Source organism: Olivibacter jilunii (genome assembly GCF_900607235.1).
GTDB lineage: Bacteria > Bacteroidota > Bacteroidia > Sphingobacteriales > Sphingobacteriaceae > Olivibacter > Olivibacter oleidegradans.
Genome location: NZ_LR027848.1, coordinates 809558 through 831020, shown reverse-complemented (window position 1 = coordinate 831020; position 21463 = coordinate 809558). Strand labels below are relative to the sequence as shown.

Annotated in this window: 21 protein-coding genes; 15 read left to right on the top strand and 6 right to left on the bottom strand. The window is 40.4% G+C overall.

Annotated features, from left to right (window positions below; all coding sequences use genetic code 11):
* Window positions 1-31: 31 nt before the first annotated feature.
* Both pafA and E0E36_RS03505 read left to right on the top strand, forming a co-directional pair.
* Complete coding sequence (gene pafA, locus E0E36_RS03510; protein ID WP_130854744.1) at window positions 32-1690, top strand: alkaline phosphatase PafA; 1659 nt, start codon at window positions 32-34, stop codon at window positions 1688-1690.
* Between the two features lie 94 nt (window positions 1691-1784).
* Window positions 1785-2354, top strand: coding sequence for a hypothetical protein (locus tag E0E36_RS03505; protein WP_013664449.1), 570 nt, complete (start codon window positions 1785-1787; stop codon window positions 2352-2354).
* Here E0E36_RS03505 and E0E36_RS03500 read toward each other — a convergent pair.
* Window positions 2351-3676, bottom strand: a complete 1326-nt coding sequence (locus E0E36_RS03500) for a M20/M25/M40 family metallo-hydrolase (protein ID WP_130854743.1) — start codon at window positions 3674-3676, stop codon at window positions 2351-2353. The two genes, E0E36_RS03505 and E0E36_RS03500, sit on opposite strands and share 4 nt — an antisense overlap.
* Before the next feature lie 197 nt (window positions 3677-3873).
* On the opposite strand from E0E36_RS03500, the gene E0E36_RS03495 reads away from it, so the two are divergent.
* From E0E36_RS03495 to E0E36_RS03455, 10 genes are all read left to right on the top strand, one after another.
* Window positions 3874-4188 carry a rhodanese-like domain-containing protein gene (locus tag E0E36_RS03495; RefSeq protein WP_013664451.1) on the top strand — a complete coding sequence of 105 codons (315 nt, stop codon included), beginning with the start codon at window positions 3874-3876 and terminating at the stop codon, window positions 4186-4188.
* Between the two features lie 6 nt (window positions 4189-4194).
* The gene (locus tag E0E36_RS28305) at window positions 4195-4389 is read left to right on the top strand and encodes a DUF6358 family protein (RefSeq protein WP_013664452.1); all 195 of its coding nucleotides are present in this window, start codon (window positions 4195-4197) and stop codon (window positions 4387-4389) included.
* Between the two features lie 306 nt (window positions 4390-4695).
* Window positions 4696-6069 (top strand): OmpA family protein, encoded by a 1374-nt coding sequence (locus tag E0E36_RS03485; protein WP_130854742.1) that lies wholly within the window; start codon window positions 4696-4698, stop codon window positions 6067-6069.
* A 95-nt stretch (window positions 6070-6164) separates the two neighbouring features.
* Window positions 6165-6311, top strand: coding sequence for a DUF6728 family protein (locus E0E36_RS28270; RefSeq protein WP_309010511.1), 147 nt, complete (start codon window positions 6165-6167; stop codon window positions 6309-6311).
* Window positions 6312-6322: 11 nt separating this feature from the next.
* On the top strand, window positions 6323-6703 hold the full coding sequence (locus tag E0E36_RS03480; RefSeq protein ID WP_130854741.1) for a RidA family protein: 381 nt from the start codon (window positions 6323-6325) through the stop codon (window positions 6701-6703).
* A 17-nt stretch (window positions 6704-6720) separates the two neighbouring features.
* On the top strand, window positions 6721-8832 hold the full coding sequence (gene recG, locus E0E36_RS03475) for an ATP-dependent DNA helicase RecG (protein ID WP_130854740.1): 2112 nt from the start codon (window positions 6721-6723) through the stop codon (window positions 8830-8832).
* A gap of 305 nt (window positions 8833-9137) precedes the next feature.
* On the top strand, window positions 9138-10340 hold the full coding sequence (gene hflX, locus E0E36_RS03470) for a GTPase HflX (RefSeq protein WP_013664456.1): 1203 nt from the start codon (window positions 9138-9140) through the stop codon (window positions 10338-10340).
* 24 nt (window positions 10341-10364) lie between these two features.
* The gene (rbfA, locus tag E0E36_RS03465) at window positions 10365-10739 is read left to right on the top strand and encodes a 30S ribosome-binding factor RbfA (RefSeq protein WP_130854739.1); all 375 of its coding nucleotides are present in this window, start codon (window positions 10365-10367) and stop codon (window positions 10737-10739) included.
* 18 nt (window positions 10740-10757) lie between these two features.
* Entirely contained in the window at window positions 10758-11399 is a 642-nt protein-coding gene (gene aat, locus E0E36_RS03460) for a leucyl/phenylalanyl-tRNA--protein transferase (RefSeq protein ID WP_130854738.1), read from the top strand.
* A 40-nt stretch (window positions 11400-11439) separates the two neighbouring features.
* Window positions 11440-12042 (top strand): trimeric intracellular cation channel family protein, encoded by a 603-nt coding sequence (locus E0E36_RS03455; protein WP_013664459.1) that lies wholly within the window; start codon window positions 11440-11442, stop codon window positions 12040-12042.
* Between the two features lie 2 nt (window positions 12043-12044).
* Here the strand turns inward: E0E36_RS03455 and def are convergent, their stop codons facing one another.
* From def to E0E36_RS03435, 4 genes are read right to left on the bottom strand one after another with little or no spacing between them, the layout of a single operon-like run.
* Window positions 12045-12617 carry a peptide deformylase gene (gene def, locus E0E36_RS03450; protein ID WP_013664460.1) on the bottom strand — a complete coding sequence of 191 codons (573 nt, stop codon included), beginning with the start codon at window positions 12615-12617 and terminating at the stop codon, window positions 12045-12047.
* A 56-nt stretch (window positions 12618-12673) separates the two neighbouring features.
* Entirely contained in the window at window positions 12674-13906 is a 1233-nt protein-coding gene (locus E0E36_RS03445) for a M16 family metallopeptidase (RefSeq protein WP_130854737.1), read from the bottom strand.
* 35 nt (window positions 13907-13941) lie between these two features.
* The gene (locus E0E36_RS03440) at window positions 13942-16821 is read right to left on the bottom strand and encodes an outer membrane beta-barrel protein (protein WP_130854736.1); all 2880 of its coding nucleotides are present in this window, start codon (window positions 16819-16821) and stop codon (window positions 13942-13944) included.
* A gap of 39 nt (window positions 16822-16860) precedes the next feature.
* Window positions 16861-17628 (bottom strand): hypothetical protein, encoded by a 768-nt coding sequence (locus tag E0E36_RS03435; protein ID WP_130854735.1) that lies wholly within the window; start codon window positions 17626-17628, stop codon window positions 16861-16863.
* Window positions 17629-17845: 217 nt separating this feature from the next.
* Between E0E36_RS03435 and E0E36_RS03430 the strand changes: the two genes are divergently transcribed.
* From E0E36_RS03430 to E0E36_RS03420, 3 genes are all read left to right on the top strand, one after another.
* On the top strand, window positions 17846-18448 hold the full coding sequence (locus E0E36_RS03430) for a ribonuclease HII (protein ID WP_130854734.1): 603 nt from the start codon (window positions 17846-17848) through the stop codon (window positions 18446-18448).
* 699 nt (window positions 18449-19147) lie between these two features.
* Window positions 19148-20227, top strand: coding sequence for a glycine cleavage system aminomethyltransferase GcvT (gene gcvT, locus E0E36_RS03425; RefSeq protein ID WP_130854733.1), 1080 nt, complete (start codon window positions 19148-19150; stop codon window positions 20225-20227).
* Between the two features lie 37 nt (window positions 20228-20264).
* Entirely contained in the window at window positions 20265-20987 is a 723-nt protein-coding gene (locus E0E36_RS03420) for a 2-phosphosulfolactate phosphatase (RefSeq protein WP_013664466.1), read from the top strand.
* On the opposite strand, the gene E0E36_RS03415 is transcribed toward E0E36_RS03420, so the two are convergent.
* Window positions 20984-21421: a low molecular weight protein-tyrosine-phosphatase gene (locus tag E0E36_RS03415; protein WP_130854732.1), complete on the bottom strand. Its 438-nt coding sequence runs from the start codon at window positions 21419-21421 to the stop codon at window positions 20984-20986. The genes E0E36_RS03420 and E0E36_RS03415 overlap by 4 nt on opposite strands.
* Between the last annotated feature and the right edge of the window lie 42 nt (window positions 21422-21463).

Below are 21463 nucleotides of genomic sequence, written 5' to 3'. Positions count from 1 at the left end.
ATTTTGGCGGCAAACAAACAGTAATTGAAATATGATATTTAAACGACTCTTAATTTTATGCTGTTGTATCAGCTTATACAGTGCGCAAGCCCAACAAAAAACATCCAAAGAAGTAGATCGACCTAAATTGGTAGTAGGGATTATGGTGGACCAAATGCGCTGGGATTACTTATATCGATATTACGACCGCTATGGTGAAGGCGGCTTTAAACGCATGTTAAACAACGGTTTTTCCTGCGAAAACACCTATATTAATTATATCCCGACCGTTACCGCCATCGGACACAGCTCGGTTTACACCGGTACAACACCTGCTATCCACGGAATTGCCGGGAACGACTTTATCATACAAGCTACAGGAAAAAGCATGTATTGCACGGAAGATGAAACGGTTATCCCATTAGGAACAGCCGTTGGTAATGCAGCTGGCAAGATGTCGCCAAGGAACCTACTGGCATCCACCATAACGGATGAACTTAAATTAGCCTCCAATTTCCGTTCTAAGGTGATTGGAATTGCTATAAAAGATCGAGGTGCTATTTTACCAGCCGGCCATTTTGCTGATGCTGCTTATTGGTTTGATAATAGTGGCGACTGGATCAGTAGCTCATACTATATGACTGACTTGCCTAAATGGGTGAAAGATTTCAACAAACAAAAACTTGCGGAAAAGTATTTAAAACAAGACTGGAATACGTTATACCCTATTGAAACCTATAAACAGAGCATTGAAGACAATAATCCGTATGAAGGAAAGTTTAAAGGTACTCAATCACCAACTTTCCCTGTTAAAACGTCTCAACTGCTTAAAGAAAATGGAATAGGCTTGGTTGCTACGACACCTTATGGAAATACGTTGACACTCGATTTGGCAAAAGCCGCTATTAGCAATGAAGAATTGGGAAACAATCCCGGCGGTTTTACTGATTTTTTAGCAATCAGCATATCATCTCCCGATAAAATAGGCCATCAATTCGCTGTAAATTCAATAGAGGTTGAAGACAACTACCTCCGTCTTGATAAAGATTTGGAAGACTTCTTTAGTTACCTCGACAAAACCGTTGGACAAGGGCAATATACTGTATTTTTAACGGCCGACCATGGTGCCGCCCATAATCCTCAGTACTTCATGGACCAACAAGGTAATGGCGGGTATTTCAATTCCAAAACAGCACAGCAAGGATTGAATGAACAGTTAAAAGCGAAGTTTAATACGGACAAATTGGTTATCAGCTTATCAAATTATCAGGTTCATTTAAATAACACGCTTATCAATGAAAGAAATCTTGATCGGCAAGCAATTTGTGACGAAGCGGTAAAATACCTACGGAATTTAGAGGGCGTTGCTTTTGTAGCAGAAATGGACAAGGTATCAGAAGCCGCTATACCATCGCGAATAAAAGAACGCATTATTAACGGTTATAACTATAAGCGGAGCGGCGCGATTCAAATTGTCCTTGAGCCACAATGGTATAGCGGATCAGCCAAGTCTACCGGTACGACCCATGGCAACTGGAATCCTTACGACTCGCATATACCCTTGGTATGGATGGGTTGGGGAATCAAACACGGCGCAACCAATCGTATTACTGAAATGACAGATATCGCTGCTACAGTGGCTGGTCTCTTACATATTCAAGAGCCAAATGGAAGTATAGGCAGTCCGATTGTAGAAGTGCTAAATCAATAGATATTATAAAAGTCCGTAGCGTGAAATAATCTCTACGGACTTTAAAACGGTCTTATCATCCTTCCCAAACATAGAACTTTTTAATTCCACTAATATGTCCTCCCACCATATAGTAAAAGAGAAGCAGGAACCTGCCTTAATAGTGGAATTTTTTTCCGATCTAAGCTATGAACTTCTTGGACAGTTATTGGAATGGGCACCAACAGTTATCGCTAATAAAGACAGTGCGCAATGGCTATCGAGAAACGACATTCATATCGATGTTGTCATTACAAATGACGAGCACAGGATCGAACAAGATGGAGTTACCATGCTTTTCGGAAACCCTTCCTCTTTTAAAAAAGACGCATTAAATTATCTTGTTGAAAAAGGGTATCATGCAGTCAATATCATCTCACAAGACTTTTCGATGGATCTATTCCAACAATTCGCTTCTCTTATCAACCTGGTTTTTATCAACGGTAAGCAGAAAATCTTCGCGATTAAATCTGGTTTCAAAAAGTGGAAGGCAGCGAGCGAAAACGTCTACATACTTGCCAGCGATGCTATTTTCCATACAGAGGGGTTGGAAAAAAAACACGATCAGGCATACAAGACCATAGCAGACGGCTTCTTTGAAATTCATTTCCAAACCGACTACCTGCTCATAGCAGAAGATCTTTAATTCTTTAACGGCTCCAGCCTCGTGGGCGTTTCCTTTCCTGCTATAATTGATCTCGCACCTAACGCAACAGCATTAATAGAGGAAACAATGTTCTTAATATCTAAAGTTTCTAATTCATCTTTCACGGTGTGATAGTAATTATCCTTATCTATTTGAACCGTAGAAACTGTATGTGCGGGAACGCCGAGCGCTGCCAAGGTCGCGTTATCACTTCTATAAAAAAGGTTCTGTTCAGGATAAGGGTCCGGATAAAAAGAAAAACCCGTCCCCTTCACATTTCTCTGGAGAATCTTACCCAAATCGGATTTCTCAAAGCCGGTGAGATACATGGAATTAGCCCCAAACTTAGCATCCTTTCCAATCATCTCAATATTTATCATGGCCACAACATGATCCGGATTAAGCTGTTTAGAAAAATATTGTGAGCCATAACCACCCGATTCCTCAGCTGTAAAAGCAGCGAAGATCAATGTTCGTTCATTATCTTTTTGCTTGGCAAAAATATTTGCCAAACTGATTACCGCGGTGACTCCCGATGCATCATCGTCGGCTCCATTTGCAATAGAATCCCGGTCAATCGGTTTTAGGATACCGATGTGATCATAATGCCCTGAGAAGATAACAAACTCGTTGGGTTTTGATCTCCCGGGCAGCACACCAACTACATTAGCGAGTCCCTTATTCTCCACCGTACCCGTATAGTTAATTCGAAAGGACTTAGGCTGTTCCTTGCTTAGTACAAAAACAAGTGAACCTTTTTTCTTCTGATCGGTATTTAATAAGATTCTCCCGTTATCAGCATGCTGTTTCAAATAATTAAATTCCTTTACAAAACTCTCGTCAACACAAACGATGGCATTGATATCTTGCTGTGAAATCTCCTTATATTTCTTTCGAAAGTTGTCGCTGGCACTTATGGACAAAATCCGCACTTCCGGATCGGTATTCCAGTTAAGACCCGCCTGGTCGCTTAGAACAAAACCGGCGTCACTGTCCAGCTCCTTTCCGTCTAACAAAATCTCACAAAGAGAAGGTTTTATTTGAGTGGCCTGAAAGCGCTGTAAAAAGTCATTTTCATTTGCCTTCAATGGCTGTAGCCCTGCCTTTTTGAATTCCCCTTCAATAAAAGTTGCGGCTTCCTCTATTTCAGGAGTAAACACGGCCCTGCCTTTCAATCGATCATCTGCTAACGTCGAAATAATTCGATGGACCTCTTGTTGATCGACACTAACAATACGCTCTTTCTTCTGACTGGCGCAAGCTCCCAACACTAAAAAGAGAACGAAGGAAAGCTTATTCAAAGGGGTTGTTGTTTTATACATAAATATTGCAATAATTTTAATCTCCTTAGTAAATTACCTAAATGTCACTTGTCATTAGATCGATCAATATCATAGGCAAGCAAATTACCGGTAGACCGATTCCTGTATACAAGAAAGTTTAACTAAGTTTGGTAATAAAGTTAAACAAATTCCCTAGCTTTGACGATTACAAGTATTAATTCTTAAAAAGATAGATCATGAAAGAAATAACCGTCGAGGAGCTAAAGGAGAAGATTGATCGGAATGAAGATTTTCAACTGATAGATGTACGTGAGGAGTTCGAATATGAAACATCCAATCTGAAAGGCGAAAATATTCCACTTGCTCAAGTCTTAATCGAGAAAGATAAAATCAGCAAGGATAAACCCGTTGTAGTGCATTGCAGAAGCGGAAAGAGAAGCGCCCAGGCTATTCTAATGCTAGAAAAAGAGGGATATACAAATCTTTCTAACTTAGAAGGCGGCATTCTCGCCTGGCGTGACACCTTTGAGCCGGATATGGAGGTATATTAAACAAAAATGGGGAAACAAATTCTTTATAATATTTTTCTAAATATTGGGATTCTTGTACTTGCGTATTGTACCATTGCATCTTATAATGGTAAACAGTATAGCATCATGGCGGTGAGCGTTTTGGGAATCGCGGCTCTTATATACTTGAAGATTAAACTCGCTAAAAGGGTGAAAGAATTGATCAGAAACGGCAAAAAATGAGTTTTTGTACTATATTTGAGTCAATATTGTAGCAATAGTAGACATTTTTTTGCTATTTTTTTTCGGCCATTTTTCAGTTTGTCTATAATTATCTAAACAAGCCGTGGCAGCCGCAAGACTCTTTAAAACAAGCGTTTATACAACAACAAATGGTGCAATATATATTCAAAAAGGGCTAACAACAACAAATTGAGCCCGTCTTTTTTTTTGGAATAGTATTTGCTATTGTTGCATGAATAAAACTAATAACTATTTTTGTATACAAATTATACAATTAAAACTGTTTAACCTTTAAAAGAACGAAGTATGAACTATTCTACAATCAAAAAAGCAGTTACTTGCTCTTTGATTGCCGCCTTAGGTTTCACTGGGGCAGCTCAAGCACAAGATGCTAAAGTATTTGGCGGAAGAAGCCAATACAGAACTTGGTCCATTGGTATCAATGGCGGTATAACCACTCCAAATGTATTGATTGGAGGATCTAACGCTTTTGGTAACAAAGTGGGACTATTTGAAGCGCCTGTTAGAGAATATTACGGAATTAACGTACGTAAGCAATTCTCGAGCTGGTTCGGTTTGCAATTAGATGCTAACAGAGGACGTATTTTCACACATAATGCTGAACCATTTGCAACAACAAATGCTTGGAATGGACAACAGTATCAATCAGCAGAAACTGATGTACAATATGCTGTTAGCTTAAATGGTGTATTCCAATTTGCTACAATCGATTTCCTAAGAAGAGAAAATTCGGTTAATTTCTATGCAAGTGTAGGTTACGGATTGATGGCTTTCAACCCAGTAATGTACTCTAACAATGACGGAACCGGTACTGCATGGGATAACAAAGGTAACTGGGGTGAAAGCGCTGGCGACCGCGAATTCCAAGGAGACAAAGATTACACTCGTGAAGCATTTGTTCCAGTTGGTTTAGGTTTGAAATTCAAGTTATCTGATCGCGTAGCTTTGGATTTAGGTTATACCATGAACTTTGTTGATACCAAATATTTATTTGGGCCAGTACAAGGCAGAACCAGCAACGACAAATTCTCTTATACTCATGCTGGTTTAGAGTTCTCATTAGGAAGCAAAGACAAACAAGATTTGACTTGGGCTAATCCGGTAGCTACTCTTTACGATGAGTTGAAAGATCCGGAATTGAGAAACGAAGTTGATGCGTTGAAACAACGTGTAAGCGCTCTTGAATCAACTGTTCAAGCGTTAAGCACTGACTCAGATGGTGATGGTGTTGCCGATAAATTCGACAAATGCCCTAACACTCCTGCCGGTACGCAAGTTGATGGATCAGGATGTCCAATTAAATTCCCTGAGCCTGATACAACAGCTCTTTCAACTGGTTCTTATTCTAACATCCAGTTTGAATTCGATAGCTCTGTATTGAAAACCAGCTCTTACCCAACTTTAGATCAAGTATCTTCTGACTTACGTGCTAGCGGTGCTACACTTACTTTAGAAGGTAATGCTTCTGAAGAAGGAACAACTGAGTACAACTACCAGTTAGGTTTAGACCGTGCTAACTCTGTTAAAAATTACTTAGTTAACTCTGGTGTTGCTGCATCACAAATCAATGTGGTAAGTAACGGCGAAACTAAACCAGTTGCATCTAATGCTACTGAAGAAGGTCGTCAGTTGAACCGTAACGTACAATTCAAAAAATAATCCTGTCTATTAAGCAGGTTATTATAGAAACCCTCGGGACAATGTTCCGAGGGTTTTTTCTTTGAATTCTCATCGATCTGGGTTAATTTCGTAACATGTACTTTTTCCCAAAGAAGAACCAAGAGAATAACTCCAAAAAGAGTTTCAATTTGAAGGTAATGCATGCTATCAATAAAATAGCTATTGTTCTCTTTCTACTTGGAGTTCTATATAAATTGATCGACTGGTTTTTCCTCAATTAATGCTAGATCAAATGAAAGAAATCATTAATACAAACAACGCCCCTGCCCCCATTGGTCCGTACAATCAAGCGGTTAAAGCAGGCAATACACTCTATATATCCGGCCAAATAGCCTTATCTCCCGAATCGGGCAATTTAGTTCTAGACAGTATCGCAGGACAAACCAAACAAGTGCTGGAAAATCTACATGCTATTCTGCAGGAAGCGGGTTACTCTTTTGCAGATGTGGTTAAAACGAGTATTTTCCTAACAGATATGGCTAACTTCAATATAGTAAATGAAGTTTATGGTGAATACTTTACGGAGAATGCCCCGGCACGGGAAACGATTGCCGTAAAAGGGCTCCCTAAAGGAGTGGATGTTGAAATTTCTTGTATTGCCTGGAAAGCCTAGTTGCAAAGTCGGTACGGATGCCTGTGATTGAATATGGTTTACATACACCAATAGAATACTTAAAAGGTGTCGGTCCACAAAAGGCAGATTTGCTCAAAAAGGAACTGGCAATATATACTTTTGGCGATCTTGTACACTATTACCCTTTCCGTTATATCGACCGAACGAAATATTATAAGATAAAGGATCTACATCCGGACATGCCATCAGTCCAAATTCTCGGTAGATTAACCGCCGTAGAACAGATAGGACAGAAAAGAGGAAAACGACTGGTTGCGCAATTTAAAGATGAAACCGGACTAATGGAGCTTGTCTGGTTTCAGAGCATCCGTTGGCTGGAAAAGAGTCTGAAAATCGGATCGGTATATGTTATATTTGGGAAACCTACCCTTTTTAATGGCCAATTGTCTATGACGCACCCGGAGATGGAGCTATATAATGCGGCTAATAAAAACGTGGGTAATCCAAGTTTACAACCCGTTTATCGGTCAACCGAAAAACTCAAGCAATCCTTTTTAGATACAAAGGGGATTCAACGACTGCAAGAAGGGCTAGTTGCTTGGGCTTCAAAAAAAATGGAGGAAAACCTGCCATCTTACCTGCTAAAAGAACAGCATTTGATCTCAAAAGCAGAAGCGATCACCCATATTCATTTCCCGTCCAGTGTAGAGGAATTAAAGGCAGCTGAAAGACGTTTAAAGTTTGAAGAACTATTCTTTATACAATTGAAATTGTTAAAAAACAAGCTGCTTCAGACCCATAAGTTCAAAGGCCATATATTCGATAAAGTTGGAAGTAATTTCAACGCCTTCTATCAAGAGCACCTACCATTTCCGCTAACAAACGCACAGAAAAGGGTAATTAAAGAAATTCGGCATGACACGCATACGGGAGCGCAAATGAATCGCCTCTTACAAGGAGATGTGGGCAGTGGAAAAACGGTGGTAGCACTCATGACTATGTTGTTGGCTGTCGACAACGGCTGTCAGGCTTGTATGATGGCCCCTACCGAGATTCTTGCTCAACAACATTTTAACGGTTTAATTTCTTTAATTGGCGACTTACCTGTTTCCATTAAACTGTTAAGTGGATCGACGCCTAAAAAGGAGCGGAAAATTCTTCACGAAAACCTACTAGACGGATCTTTAGACATATTGGTTGGTACCCATGCGCTTATTGAAGATACCGTACAATTTAAGAATTTAGGGCTTGTCGTAATTGACGAACAGCATCGATTTGGTGTTGAACAAAGGGCCAAATTATGGCGCAAAAATCAAACACCTCCGCACATGCTTGTTATGACGGCGACTCCTATACCTCGTACCTTGGCCATGACGCTCTATGGGGATTTGGATGTATCTGTGATTGATGAGCTCCCCGCCGGTAGGAAGCCCATCAAAACGCTTCATTTATTCGAAAGTAGCCGATTAAGGATGTTTGGTTTCATGCGGGATGAAATTGCTAAAGGACGACAGGTATATGTCGTGTATCCATTAATCAAAGAAAGCGAAAAACTGGATCTAATGCACTTGGAGGCAGGAATTGAAAACCTAGCTCGTGAATTTCCTCTTCCAACATACAAAATCAGCATTGTCCACGGAAAGATGCCGGCTAAAGATAAAGATTTTGAGATGCAGCGTTTCGTAAAAGGAGAAACACAGATTATGGTTGCCACTACTGTAATAGAAGTTGGCGTAAACGTGCCGAATGCTACCGTCATGATTATTGAAAATGCAGAGCGATTTGGCTTATCACAATTGCATCAGCTACGTGGTCGGGTTGGTCGAGGCGGAGAGCAGTCCTTTTGTATCCTGATGTCTTCCAACAAACTAAGTACAGAGGGTAAACTCAGGCTAAGTACTATGGTTAAAACGAACGATGGTTTCGAGATAGCAGAAACCGATCTTAAGCTGAGAGGCCCGGGAGATATTGCCGGCACACAACAAAGTGGTATATTAGATCTTAAACTAGCCGATTTAAGCACTGATCAGGTTTTGCTGCAAGAAGCGAGAAATCTAGTGATTCATATCTTTAAACAAGATCCGAAGCTTGAAGACCCGAAAAATCGGTTACTTCGCGATCACCTTCTGGTGCAAAGTAAAGGAATAAGTTGGGATAAAATTTCATAACATGTATTTTTAAAGCAAAAGTCGTATCTTTGTACCATTAAATCATTTCACCCTATAATAAGTATCAGTTATGTAATCCCTTCCATATCATATTATCGCTGCCAAAAGAACCTGGGCGCAAATGCGGTATTTTGATAGGTATGGGTTTCACCTACTGATAAAAATCATTTCAACGTATTCATCCATGTTTCAGGCACGATTCTTTCATAAGCAATGAAGAAAGAACGTTTATATGTATTGTTAAAATTGCGTATAAACATAAGTTATAGAACTATTATTAGTAATTTTAATTCCATAAGAACACTATGGCGATAAGAAAAATATACGACACAGCAATAAAGCCTGAGCGGGCTGTTTTAGTGGGGATCATAACACCCAATGAAACGGAAGATCAGGAAAAAGAATATCTCGAGGAACTCGCTTTTCTTGTCGAAACCGCAGGAGGCGAGACCATCAATACTTTTACACAACGGATGCAAAAGCCGGACAGAGCTACATTTGTAGGCAGTGGAAAATTAGACGAAATTAAAGCATATGTAAACGCGGAGGAAGCAGATATAGTTGTATTTGATGACGAACTAAGCCCTTCTCAGCTAAGAAACATCGAGAATGAACTGAAGATTAAAATACTGGATCGGAGCAATCTCATACTAGACATATTTGCTAACCGCGCAAAAACGGCGCAGGCAAAGACACAAGTCGAACTCGCTCAATTGCAGTATTTACTTCCTCGTCTGACGCGAATGTGGACCCACCTGGAACGTCAGAAAGGTGGTATCGGAATGAGAGGACCCGGTGAAACCCAGATTGAGAGTGACCGTCGGATGATTTTAAACAAGATCTCTTTATTAAAAGAAAAGCTAAAGCAGATTGATAAGCAAAATGAAACCCAACGGAAAAATAGAGGTGAACTAATTCGCGTTGCATTAGTTGGTTACACGAACGTCGGCAAATCGACGATCATGAATATGATCTCAAAATCGGAAGTCTTTGCAGAGAATAAATTATTTGCCACACTGGATACCACTGTTCGGAAGGTTGTTATCGACAACTTGCCATTTCTGCTATCTGATACCGTTGGATTTATCAGAAAACTTCCACATCACTTAGTGGAGTGCTTCAAATCAACCTTGGATGAAGTTCGTGAAGCTGATATTTTGGTCCACGTGGTTGATATCTCACATCCGAACTTTGAAGATCACATTAATACCGTAAATGAGACATTAAAAGATTTAGGTGCAATAGACAAACCGGTGATTACCGTTTTTAACAAAATTGACGCTTACAAACCTGCCGAAGTAGCGCGTGATGATAACGGCGATGAGCAGGCGAAGAAAAACATCACTATTGACGATTTTAAGAACAGTTGGATGGCTAAACACAGCAGCCCTGCCGTTTTCATTTCTGCCACAGAAAAAAAGAACGTTGAAGAATTCCGACAGCTCTTATACGACAAGGTAATCAAAATTCATACAGCCCGCTACCCGTACAATAATTTGTTATATTAATCATTCATAAAAGAAATTGAAAACATGGCATCAACAGAGAGTAAAAGACAACAACGTTTTGCTAGTGTAATCCAGCAAGATTTGGCTGATATATTTCAAAGGGAAGGGATGGTATGGGCTCCTGATACACTGGTGACAGTGACACGAGTAAGGGTGACACCCGACTTGGCCATTGCTCGCATCTACCTGAGTTTCCTCAATGCGAAAAACGTGCAAGAGGCGATTGCGAACATAAAAAGTCATGCCGGTGAAATCCGATATAAATTAGGAGGTCGTATTAAGAACCAAGCTCGCATTGTTCCTCAACTTGAATTTTTTGTAGATGATACAAACGAATATGTGGAACGGATGGATAAGCTTTTTGAAAAAATAAGTAAAGAACCGAGACAAGAGGATTAGGCCAGCTATTAGCTAAACATGCTTTTTCAACTTAACGAGGAGGATTTTTGGTTTCCGGATCCCTTATTAGCCGAGGAGGATGGCTTACTTGCAATCGGAGGCGACCTTAAAACAGAACGCCTTCGATGTGCTTATGCACAAGGGATCTTCCCTTGGTATGATGAAAGCACACCTATATTATGGTATGCACCCCCCAATCGTTTTATACTATTGCCACAAGATTTAAGAATCAGCAAAAGCATGCGTAAGGAACTGCGCAGCAATAGCTATCGGATTACTTATAATTCAGCTTTCGCACAGGTTATTCGTCACTGTGCATTGAGCCCCAGAAAGGGCCAACAGGGAACCTGGATTACGGAAGATATGCAAACGGCCTATATTAACTTGCACCAAGAGGGCTTTGCCATGTCAGTGGAAGTGTGGAAAAAGGAACAATTAGTAGGCGGCTTATATGGGGTTATCTGCGGAAAAAGAAACCATGTTTTTTGCGGCGAAAGCATGTTTTCATTAGCACCGAATGCCAGTAAGTTAGCCTTAATTGAACTTTGCACCTCCAATCGGTTTGAACTCATAGACTGCCAGATCGAAAGCGAGCATCTCCGATCCATGGGAGCAAAAGTAATTCCGGCGAAAAGCTATTATCAGCTATTGCAAACTTAGTATTTAAAAGCTAGTTTAGTAATAAAGAAACATAGCCTTTGTGGACTTACTTTATCAGATAGACTTAATCGGTGCATTAGTCTTTGCTATTTCCGGAGCGATGACGGCAGCTGATCACAAGATAGATATCTTTGGTGCTGCCTTTACCGGTTTTGTCACTGCTATTGGCGGCGGTAGTTTACGGGATATTTTCTTGAACACACGCCCCGTTTGGGTAGATGACGGAAACTACCTTCTAGCTATTTTGATTGGTGTTATTATCGCCATCACAACGCACCGATACCTTGGTAAACTGAGAAGGACCTTGTTTATGTTTGATGCCTTGGGTATCAGCTTTTTTACCATTGTCGGTCTGCAGAAATCACTTGCTGCAGACAGCAGCGAGATCGCAGCTATTGTATTGGGTATGTTTTCCGCGGTAATGGGTGGGGTAACGCGCGACACTTTAATGAATGAAACACCACTTATCTTTAGGCGGGAAATTTATGCCACCGCCTGTCTATCGGGCGCTATTTCATTTATTGTCTTATCAAGTTTTGGTATGGACGACAACCTCAATGCTTTCCTAAGTGCTTCGCTTATTTTTATTATCCGAATCATTTCTGTACGCTACAAACTTTCTTTGCCCATCATTGGCGGATAAGTTTAGCGTTTCTTTTTAAGAGCAGGAAACTTCATTTTGTAATCCACTTTTACATGGCCCTTTGAAATGGCGTCCAGTTTAGACTTCAACATCGCCTTACGCAATACGCTTAATCTATCAGTGAACAGTTTACCTTCAATATGGTCGTACTCGTGCTGAATAACCCTGGCGGCAAGGCCATCATATTTTTCACGGTGTTCTACCCAATTTTCATCAAAATACCTTATATGTATAATGGAGTGCCTACTTACATCTTCTCTAATATCAGGGATACTTAAGCAACCTTCATTGAACTCCCACTTCTCTCCCTCTTCTTCTTCGATATGCGCATTTATGAACACTTTTTTAAAATCTTTCAATTCAGGGGCATCATCTTCTGCAAAAGGAGACGCATCCACGACAAAGAGTCGGATAGAAAGCCCGACTTGCGGTGCAGCTATACCAACACCATGGGCAGCATACATCGTTTCGAACATATTTGCTATTAGATTCTCCAGTTCAGGATAATCTTTATCTATATCGATAGCTTTTCGTTTTAATACCGGATCTCCGTATGCTACTATGGGTAACTTCATGTTGCAAAGTAAAAATTAAAAAGTCAAAAGTCAAAACGTAAAAGGCCACTATATAGCTATTCCTGCTCCGGGATAAAGTCGAGCTCACTAAGTTTTGCGTCTTCGAATACTTCATTTGCAATTGCCAGAAGCTCTTCCGCACTCACCCTATTTATTTGCTCTACTACTTCTTCCAGCGTGTTTACCTTGCCATAGTCTAGCAAATTTTTTGCCATCGAAATAAGCACTCCCATCCGATTCTCCTCCCCTAAAGCAATCTGGCCGATAAACTTTTGCTTAGCCTGATGGAGTTGTAAGCTTCCCAGTTTGGTATCGCGTAGCTTTTTAAGCTCTTTATTGACTAGCCTTTGAGCCTGATGGGCCTTGTCTCCATCTGTACCATAGTAAATGGAAAATATTCCGGTATCCGTGTATGGTGTATAATTGGATTCAATGGTGTAAGCTATTCCATATTTTTCACGGATTTGGAGATTCAACCTAGAACTCATTCCCATTCCGCCGAGCAAATTGTTTAATACCATTAAGCCAACCTTACGATCATCGTGTAAAGAATAGGCTACATTTCCTAAACTCACGTGCGCCTGTACAATTGGTTTCACAATTTTTCGTTGTATTGGCTTATAATTAATTGTCATATTTCTCTCCCGTGCAGAAAGATTTGCGGGAATATTGCTTAATATGCCTTCTGTTAATTTTTTTATTTTCTTCCAATCATATTGCCCGGTTATTGCTAAAACAATTTGATCAGTACAATAATTTTCTTTCAAGAATTGGAAAATATCCTGTCTGGTTATCGCCTTCAGTGATTCGCTGGTTCCTAAGATATTATGGCCCAAAGCATGCTGATCGAACAACATATCTTCAAAATCGTCTGCGATAGCGTCCTCAGGGCTGTCTTGGTAAGATGCTATTTCGTCCAGGATTACGCTTTTCTCTTTTTCCATCTCTGATTCAGGAAACACGGAGTGGAAAATAATATCTTCAAAAAGATCTAGTACGCGCGACAAATGTTCCTTTAAAAAGGATGCGTGCACGCACGTATATTCCTTGGTTGTGTATGCATTAAGGTCTGCCCCTACGAGCTCAAGGCGATTCAGAATCTGATTTGTATTTCGTCTTTCCGTGCGTTTAAACAACAAGTGCTCGATAAAGTGAGCCATTCCGTATTGTTCAGGACGTTCATCGCGTGTTCCTGCGTTGACTAAAATACAGGCATGGGATACAACCGTATCTGCAGGCTTCAAAAGAACGCGGATACCGTTCGATAAATGAATGATGTGATGATCCATTGTGGTGGACAAACTTAGATAAAATTGTGGGTATATTAAAATCCACCCGGCCTTCCCCCTGGTCCACTCATAGACCGACCACCTCTTTCCCAACGTCCAGGGCCATTATCATCTGGCATAGCTCCCGTTCTACCTGCAAATTTTTGAAAGCGATACGTAAAAGATAGCATAAAATAACGAGCGAGTCGATTTGTTCTGCTATCCGAAATTCTATTTTCGGTAACAGACCTCGATATACTCACCTGTTCGTTTAACAAATCGAAGGCTTGCAGGCGCAACATTCCGTTTTTGTTTTTAAAGAATTGTTTCTCAATAAACGTATTGATAATTAAAGGATTGGCCTGAACATTACCTTCATAGCCATTGTTACTCGTTTTAGCTACATCAAAGTTCCATAATAAGGTGGGTGTGATATAAATATTACCATACATAGAGGCGGCCCAAGTCGTTATATTCTGATTGCTCCGATTCTGTAAACTGTTTTTTGTGGTGTTATAGGTAAAGTCTATTCCCGGTCGAATTTCCAGCCAGTCTTTAGGGTTGATCTGCACATTGAGCCCTTGATTTAATACCCAATTCTTAGCCTCATTCTCCACAGAATTTGCATAGGATATGTTATTATTGAAATTGGCGGATCCTCTTAAGGAAACTACATACTTACGATTATTAAAGGGTTTCGCATAGTGATAAAAACCGCGGGCATTATAATTCCCGCCAGTATTTAGGTATCTCGTTTCCTGAACGACTCCTAAACTATCGTCCATCGTTGTAATACGATTAGTCGTAATTTTATCTTCGATAACATTCGCATTCAATACGGCGAAGAAAATATTACCCGATTTGAAATCAAAGTTACGGTAACGTAGATTTAGCGTGTGGTTGAACTCCGCAGCTAGATTAGGATTACCCGTCGTAGGAAAATTTGGATTTGAAACATCCGTTATTGGTTGTAATTGCGAGAAGGTCGGCTCGCTTGCATTCCCCCGATATTCCACATTTAATGAGCGGGTTCGTGAAGCTTTGTATTCAAAACGAGCTACCGGAACAAAGTAAAAGCCGTTTCGTCCGAACGATAAATCTTGACCAGCCAAGGTTGTATGTCCTGTTAGCCTGGTAGGTAAAACGGTAGCCCCTAATTGATAAACGAACTTATCTGTTCTATAGCGATAGGTAACTCCGGCACGATGAGTTGAAAAGGTATACGCGTAAAAATTGCTTAAGGATGGGTTGGGTATGCTATTTCCTTCCACGTCCATTGAGTTCGCTTGCCGATCGTTATCGTAAGTTGCGAAATTAAAATCGTAACTAAACTCTAAATTGCTCTTGTCAGTAAGCGGTTCAATATACGAGACGGACGTACCCCCATTGAACCCCTTATTATTCAAATCTACCAACTGCCTTTGGTAAATAGCAGCGCTGTCTAAGTCCCTGCTGAAAGTAATATTATTGATAATTCTATCCAGGTCTTGCTCTGTTCTGGCTGAATTTAGCGAAAAATTAAAAAAGATATTCCTACCCCTATCGTTTATCTTGTAGTTCAATAAGCCACTACCACCATAATTTGGTGTAAAGGATTTATCATGGTTTATATTTTCGATTTTATTAGAAAGTGTATCATTTATACTTTGATAGGTAAATTCATAACTTCCTGTATTATTGTTGCCAATGCTAAATGTAGGCGAAAGTTTGATAAATAATTTATCATTCGGTTTATATTCTACATTCCAGTCGAATCGATGATTATTACTGATCGCATTACTGGTAGCATTGGTGTTTCTTAAAATCGTTGTATCAAGAAAAAAGTCTTGAATGGAATTGGCACTGATTACGTTATTATCACTATGATTGTAGCTATAGTTGCCATAGGTAGTCCATTTATCATTAAAATCTTTTCTATAGTTGAAGCCCGCTGAATACGAATCGGTTAAGCCGTTGCTTCCTCCACCAAAACCTCCCGGACCGCCAAAACCGCCTCCCATTCTTCTTCCTCCCCCTCCGGGCATCCTTCTGGCTCCACTGCCTCTTGCATTGAAATCAAAAGCTTGGTTGTTATTATTATTTGCATTGACCAAGACAGAAAATTGGCGTGACCCGGTAAATGAATTGTACATACCTCCCAGCTGATATCGATATCCATTATCTCCCGCCGGCTTCGTGCCCATCCCTGCACCAAACTGCCCGAAATTACCGTTATTGTTTTCTTCCGCTATCGTTATATTCAATATTTTCTCGGGCTCTCCTGTTCTATTACCGGTTAGATTTGCCTGATCGCCATAATCATCCACGATTTGTATTTTCTCAATGATATCAGCCGGTAAATTTTTTGTTGCTGTTTTCACATCCCCGCCAAAGAAGTCTTTTCCATTAATTCTAACCCGCGTGACACTTTCACCCTGCGCTTGCACGTTACCATCTTTATCCACTTCTACTCCATCCAGTTTCTTTATAAGTTCTTCCGTCATTGCGTTTGGCCGCACCCGGTAATCTTTTGCATTGTATTCCACCGTGTCTTCTTTCATCGTTACTAAAGTACCTCCTGTTACATTTACTACCTCTAAAAGTTTCGATTCGAACGACATAACTAATGGGGGTAAATCAAGCGAATGCTGTCCATTGAAGGAAAAACTTCTGTTAAATGGTCTAAAACCCAAACTGGTAATCAGCAAATTGAAACTGCTTGCCTTTACATTTTTAAAGCTAAATTTTCCATCAACGTCGCTGCTCACCTGAAGCGTATCCTGCGGCGACATCAGTTTAACGGAGGCAGCAATCACACTCAGCCCTGTACTATCCCTGAGCACACCGTTAACTACTTTACCTGTCTGTGCTTGCGCTTGAAAAGAACAAAGACTTATTCCGAAGAGGGAGAGAAGAAAAATACTTCTAACAATTTGGTTGATTTTTTTTAAGCACATTTAATTAATGATTGTATATTTAGTATCTGTACGACTATTTTATTTGGGTTTAGCGAGTGGTAAGATAATCCACGTCCCAGGTTCTTGCTGTGTCTCCTTTCTACTTGGTTGAGTACCGTAATATCCATATCCACCATAACCATATCGTCCCATTGGTTGCCCACCTCCTACTGTACGCATGATAATGCCATTTATTTTTATGTTAAATGCTACCTCCTTATCTCTTTCCTGTTCCAATCCTATTCGTTCGAAGGGAATAACTGCCTCATAACATACCGCGTCCGAACTGTCAATTTTCACAGTCGCTTTAATACCATAGTTATTTTCCAGTGAGATGGGGCCATCCACGACATCCGCCATTCCGACAATGAAAATGGCTCGTACTGCTTTCAAAATCCCCTCCCGTATATCGGCCGGTTTCTCGTCCTTATCTTTTGATGCCAAGCTTCTCAAAGACTCACGATCGGGAATTGGAAAAATAATCGAAGCCCCTTCCTTCTTCTTTCCCTCCTTATTTACGAGGAAGCTAAACCCTTGGTGCAAGGCTTGCGTCTGCCAACTGCCATCTTTCACACGCATTGCCACATATATCTGCTTCTCGTCATTTGCTATCTCATATTGGAGGTCTTGCTTCTCATAATAATTCCGCAAGCTGTCTCCCCATTCCGATAAATCCCCATCTATCTGAATATCGGATCTAAAGTCAATCGCCGTAGGAACTATGGATTTCTTCTTCTGCGCGTATACGGAACAGAAACTTAACAACAGACAAGTACAGATCAACAAGTTTGTCTTCTGAAATCCCATGTTTTTTTGTATAGTAAAGCAGCTTTTTGACTGGTTCACATTTTTTTGGTTTAATTGTAACATAAAAAATATATAGAATCTAGCTATTAGCCTTTAGGCGTTAGGCACTAGCCAATCAAGCGCCTTCACAAATTTATGCACTAACAGCTAACATCTAATAGCTAGAAAAATTCTTATCTTTGCTTCATTTGTGCCCCATCAATATTGTATCATAGACATGCTGTTATCTACCTTTCAAAATGAATTAATTGAAGCTGGATGCGATGAAGCTGGAAGAGGTTGCCTGGCGGGCCCGGTTTTCGCTGCAGCCGTTATTTTTTCTTCCTCATTTAAGCACGGTATTCTGAATGATTCGAAAATATTATCCGCAGCTCAGCGCTATGATTTGAGGGAAATGATAGAAAATGAAGCCCTTGCTTTTGCTGTTGCGAGTGCGAGCGCGGAAGAAATTGATCAGATCAATATATTAAACGCTTCTTTTCTTGCGATGCATCGAGCTTTAGATGCATTGAAAATGCAGGCCGAATATATTCTAGTTGATGGAAATCGTTTCAGAAGATACCAAAATATTCCCCATCAGTGTGTTATAAAAGGTGATGGAAAGTATCTTTCAATAGCCGCCGCTTCCATTTTGGCAAAAACCTATCGCGATGATTATATGGACAATTTAGCCAACGAGCATCCTGAATACGACTGGTTAAAAAACAAGGGCTACCCCACAAAAAGGCATCGGGATGCCGTTCTGAAGTATGGCTTAACCCCACACCATCGTAAAACCTTCAGGATTACAGATCCTCAGTTAAGTCTTTCTTTTGTTTAATTGCTTATGGAGCGCCTTCATAACAAAACAGGCGTTACCTTCGATGAACTCCAGTTGGTTGATTTCGTCTTTAACATATAGATGAAGGTGTTTATATTAAAAGAACCTTTTTTTGTCACTTTCTTCCGCAGACCACGAAGTAGCTTGAATGCCATTGAAAACTAACAAATGATGAAAAAAGTAACCAAAGACTCATCGCTTGGAACTTTGCTACAAGAGGTAGTGCATCAACGTGCAAACCGCAAATTTCCTAGGCGATACTTTAGCAGAACGTAGGGATTTTACTCTTAACCGAACGTATTTATTTTCAGCCCTAAATACAGCCCTGTGCGTGAGAAGAATGGCCTTGGAGGATACCGACGCAACGAGCAGCAAAGCATTTGTACATATGTTCATATTGTAGTACCCAAGCGGATTGAAGAAGTGAAACGGCTCCAATCCGCGCCAGTGATGCTTTGCCATCAGGTGCAAGGTAGCATCCATAGCCTTGATTTATTCACTCTTGTTTACTTTCAAAAGTGTTCATGAACTCATCACTTCGTTCTTCGGTTTTGGTCAGCTTTTTATCAAGAAAAAGCTGATTAAGAAAAAAGTTCTTTTTTTAAAGCTAAATCCCTGCATAACAAAACAAGTTTTTGCAAGTACCCTTATTTTGTATAAGTTTGCGCAGCATTTTTTGATTTTTTAATTTGTTCTAACATGAAAACTACCGCCCTCACGGATTTACACATAGCGCTCGGTGCTAAGATGGTACCCTTTGCAGGCTACAACATGCCCGTACAATATACGGGTATCAATGATGAACATCAAACGGTTCGTACCGGTGTAGGCGTGTTCGATGTAAGCCATATGGGCGAGTTCATATTAAAAGGAGAAAGAGCATTGGAATTAGTACAGAAAATAAGTTCCAATGATGCGTCAAAGCTTTTTGATGGGAAAATTCAATATGCCTGTATACCCAACGAAACAGGAGGTATTGTCGATGATTTTCTGGTTTATCGTATAGACGCAAAAACGTATTTACTCGTCGTAAATGCCTCTAATATACAAAAGGATTGGGACTGGATTTCAAAATACAACACCTTTGGTGTTGAAATGAAAGACATTTCTGATAAAACTTCCCTGTTCGCAGTACAAGGCCCTAAAGCGACAGAAGCATTGCAGAGCCTAACAAGCCTAGATTTGGGAGAAATGGAATATTATACCTTTAAAAAAGGTGTATTTGCCGGCATAGATAATGTGTTAATTTCCGCTACAGGATATACCGGTGCCGGAGGATTCGAAATTTATGTTGACAATGAACATGCGAAAGAAGTGTGGGAGGCTATTATGAACGCCGGTAAGCCTTTTGGAATCAAGCCAATTGGTTTAGGGGCACGCGATACGCTACGTCTTGAAATGGGTTTCTGTTTATATGGAAATGATATCGATGATACCACTTCACCACTCGAAGCGGGTTTGGGATGGGTAACCAAATTTACAAAGGACTTTGTAAATGCTGAAAACTTAAAAAAACAAAAAGAAGAAGGAATACAGCGTAAATTAGTTGGATTTGAAATGATTGAGCGCGGCATTCCAAGACATGGCTACGAACTTGTTAATGAAAACGACCAACCAATTGGGCATGTTACTTCCGGCACCCAATCTCCAACGCTTCAAAAATCAATCGGATTAGGTTATCTAAGTAAGGAATATAGCAAAGAAGGAACTGAAATTTACGTCAAAATAAGAGATAAAAAAGTAAAGGCTGTGGTAAGTAAGCCCCCTTTTATTAAATAAGCTGTCATTTACATCATCCGAAAAAAACATTTATATTTTGCTTGACCAAACTAAGGAAATAAACGTTTGCTTGAGCCCTGCGCTCATTCATTTACACGACATCAGAAATAGCATTGTGGTGGTGATCGATATTTTTAGAGCTACTACCTCTATGTGCTACGGATTGGCCAACGGAGCTGAAGGGATTATTCCTGTGGCGGAAGTATCTACTTGCGCTATTTATAAAGACCATGGATATTTACTTGCTGCCGAGCGAAATGGTGAAGTAGTAGATGGTTTTGATTTCGGCAATTCTCCGTTTTCTTATGTTAGCGAGAAAGTCAACGGCAGAACCATTGTATTGACTACTACCAACGGTACAAAGGCTATTCACTTATCACGAGAAGCCAAAAATGTTGTCATCGGATCTTTTTTGAATCTTACCGCGCTTTGTAACTGGTTACGGCGACAAGATGATCCTGTCCTATTAGTATGTGCCGGGTGGAAAGATAATTTTAACTTAGAAGACACGGTCTTTGCCGGTGCGGTTATAAACAAACTGAAGGATAGCCATCAAAAAGGAGATGACGCAGCCATTGCTGCTGAAAATCTGTATCTAGCCGCGGCAAACGACCTGGCCGACTTTCTTGCTCAAAGTGCCCATAGTAAACGATTACAGCACTTAGGGATCCAAAAAGATATTGACTTTTGCTTACAGGTTGATCTGCTGAATACGATCCCGGTTTTAAAAGGAGATCGACTCGTGGTGTTAGAAAGTTAGCTGGCTAACTCCTTTAGCAAGGTTTCGCAACGCGCTGCAATTATCTTATAGACCGGATCAAACAGGTTGTTATCATAGTACGGATCCTGCACAATATCATTTTCTAAGAAGAGGCTTACTTTTGCGCGATCGGCCGGCGAATGAGCCATCGCCAATACATCACGCAGATTATTCCGATCCATCACCAAAATCTTATCGTAACATTCAAAATCAATCCGATTAAATTGGCGAGCCCGCTGCCCGCTGATGTCGACGCCATATTTTTTTGCAATGGCTATCGATCTCCTATCCGGACATTCTCCAACATGCCAGTCTCCCGTTCCTGCCGAATCAATCTCCCAATCTAATCCTTTTTCTTTCGCTAAATGGGCTAATATTCCATGAGCTAGTGGAGATCTACAAATATTCCCCAAACAAACTACGAGTATTTTCATTTTTTTGCCTTCAGTTTTCGGCCATCAGCTTTCAGCGACAGC

What these genes read in the sequence shown, in the direction of transcription:
- E0E36_RS03495 (WP_013664451.1), top strand. Translation starts at nt 3,874, where the DNA reads ATGAAAGAAATAACCGTCGAGGAGCTAAAGGAGAAGATTGATCGGAAT.
- E0E36_RS28270 (WP_309010511.1), top strand. Translation starts at nt 6,165, where the DNA reads ATGTACTTTTTCCCAAAGAAGAACCAAGAGAATAACTCCAAAAAGAGT.
- E0E36_RS03415 (WP_130854732.1), bottom strand. Translation starts at nt 21,421, where the DNA reads ATGAAAATACTCGTAGTTTGTTTGGGGAATATTTGTAGATCTCCACTA.
- rbfA (WP_130854739.1), top strand. Translation starts at nt 10,365, where the DNA reads ATGGCATCAACAGAGAGTAAAAGACAACAACGTTTTGCTAGTGTAATC.
- E0E36_RS03500 (WP_130854743.1), bottom strand. Translation starts at nt 3,676, where the DNA reads ATGTATAAAACAACAACCCCTTTGAATAAGCTTTCCTTCGTTCTCTTT.
- pafA (WP_130854744.1), top strand. Translation starts at nt 32, where the DNA reads ATGATATTTAAACGACTCTTAATTTTATGCTGTTGTATCAGCTTATAC.
- recG (WP_130854740.1), top strand. Translation starts at nt 6,721, where the DNA reads ATGCCTGTGATTGAATATGGTTTACATACACCAATAGAATACTTAAAA.
- hflX (WP_013664456.1), top strand. Translation starts at nt 9,138, where the DNA reads ATGGCGATAAGAAAAATATACGACACAGCAATAAAGCCTGAGCGGGCT.
- E0E36_RS03445 (WP_130854737.1), bottom strand. Translation starts at nt 13,906, where the DNA reads ATGGATCATCACATCATTCATTTATCGAACGGTATCCGCGTTCTTTTG.
- E0E36_RS03505 (WP_013664449.1), top strand. Translation starts at nt 1,785, where the DNA reads ATGTCCTCCCACCATATAGTAAAAGAGAAGCAGGAACCTGCCTTAATA.
- gcvT (WP_130854733.1), top strand. Translation starts at nt 19,148, where the DNA reads ATGAAAACTACCGCCCTCACGGATTTACACATAGCGCTCGGTGCTAAG.
- def (WP_013664460.1), bottom strand. Translation starts at nt 12,617, where the DNA reads ATGAAGTTACCCATAGTAGCATACGGAGATCCGGTATTAAAACGAAAA.
- E0E36_RS03485 (WP_130854742.1), top strand. Translation starts at nt 4,696, where the DNA reads ATGAACTATTCTACAATCAAAAAAGCAGTTACTTGCTCTTTGATTGCC.
- E0E36_RS03480 (WP_130854741.1), top strand. Translation starts at nt 6,323, where the DNA reads ATGAAAGAAATCATTAATACAAACAACGCCCCTGCCCCCATTGGTCCG.
- E0E36_RS03430 (WP_130854734.1), top strand. Translation starts at nt 17,846, where the DNA reads ATGCTGTTATCTACCTTTCAAAATGAATTAATTGAAGCTGGATGCGAT.
- aat (WP_130854738.1), top strand. Translation starts at nt 10,758, where the DNA reads ATGCTTTTTCAACTTAACGAGGAGGATTTTTGGTTTCCGGATCCCTTA.
- E0E36_RS03435 (WP_130854735.1), bottom strand. Translation starts at nt 17,628, where the DNA reads ATGGGATTTCAGAAGACAAACTTGTTGATCTGTACTTGTCTGTTGTTA.
- E0E36_RS28305 (WP_013664452.1), top strand. Translation starts at nt 4,195, where the DNA reads ATGGGGAAACAAATTCTTTATAATATTTTTCTAAATATTGGGATTCTT.
- E0E36_RS03440 (WP_130854736.1), bottom strand. Translation starts at nt 16,821, where the DNA reads ATGTGCTTAAAAAAAATCAACCAAATTGTTAGAAGTATTTTTCTTCTC.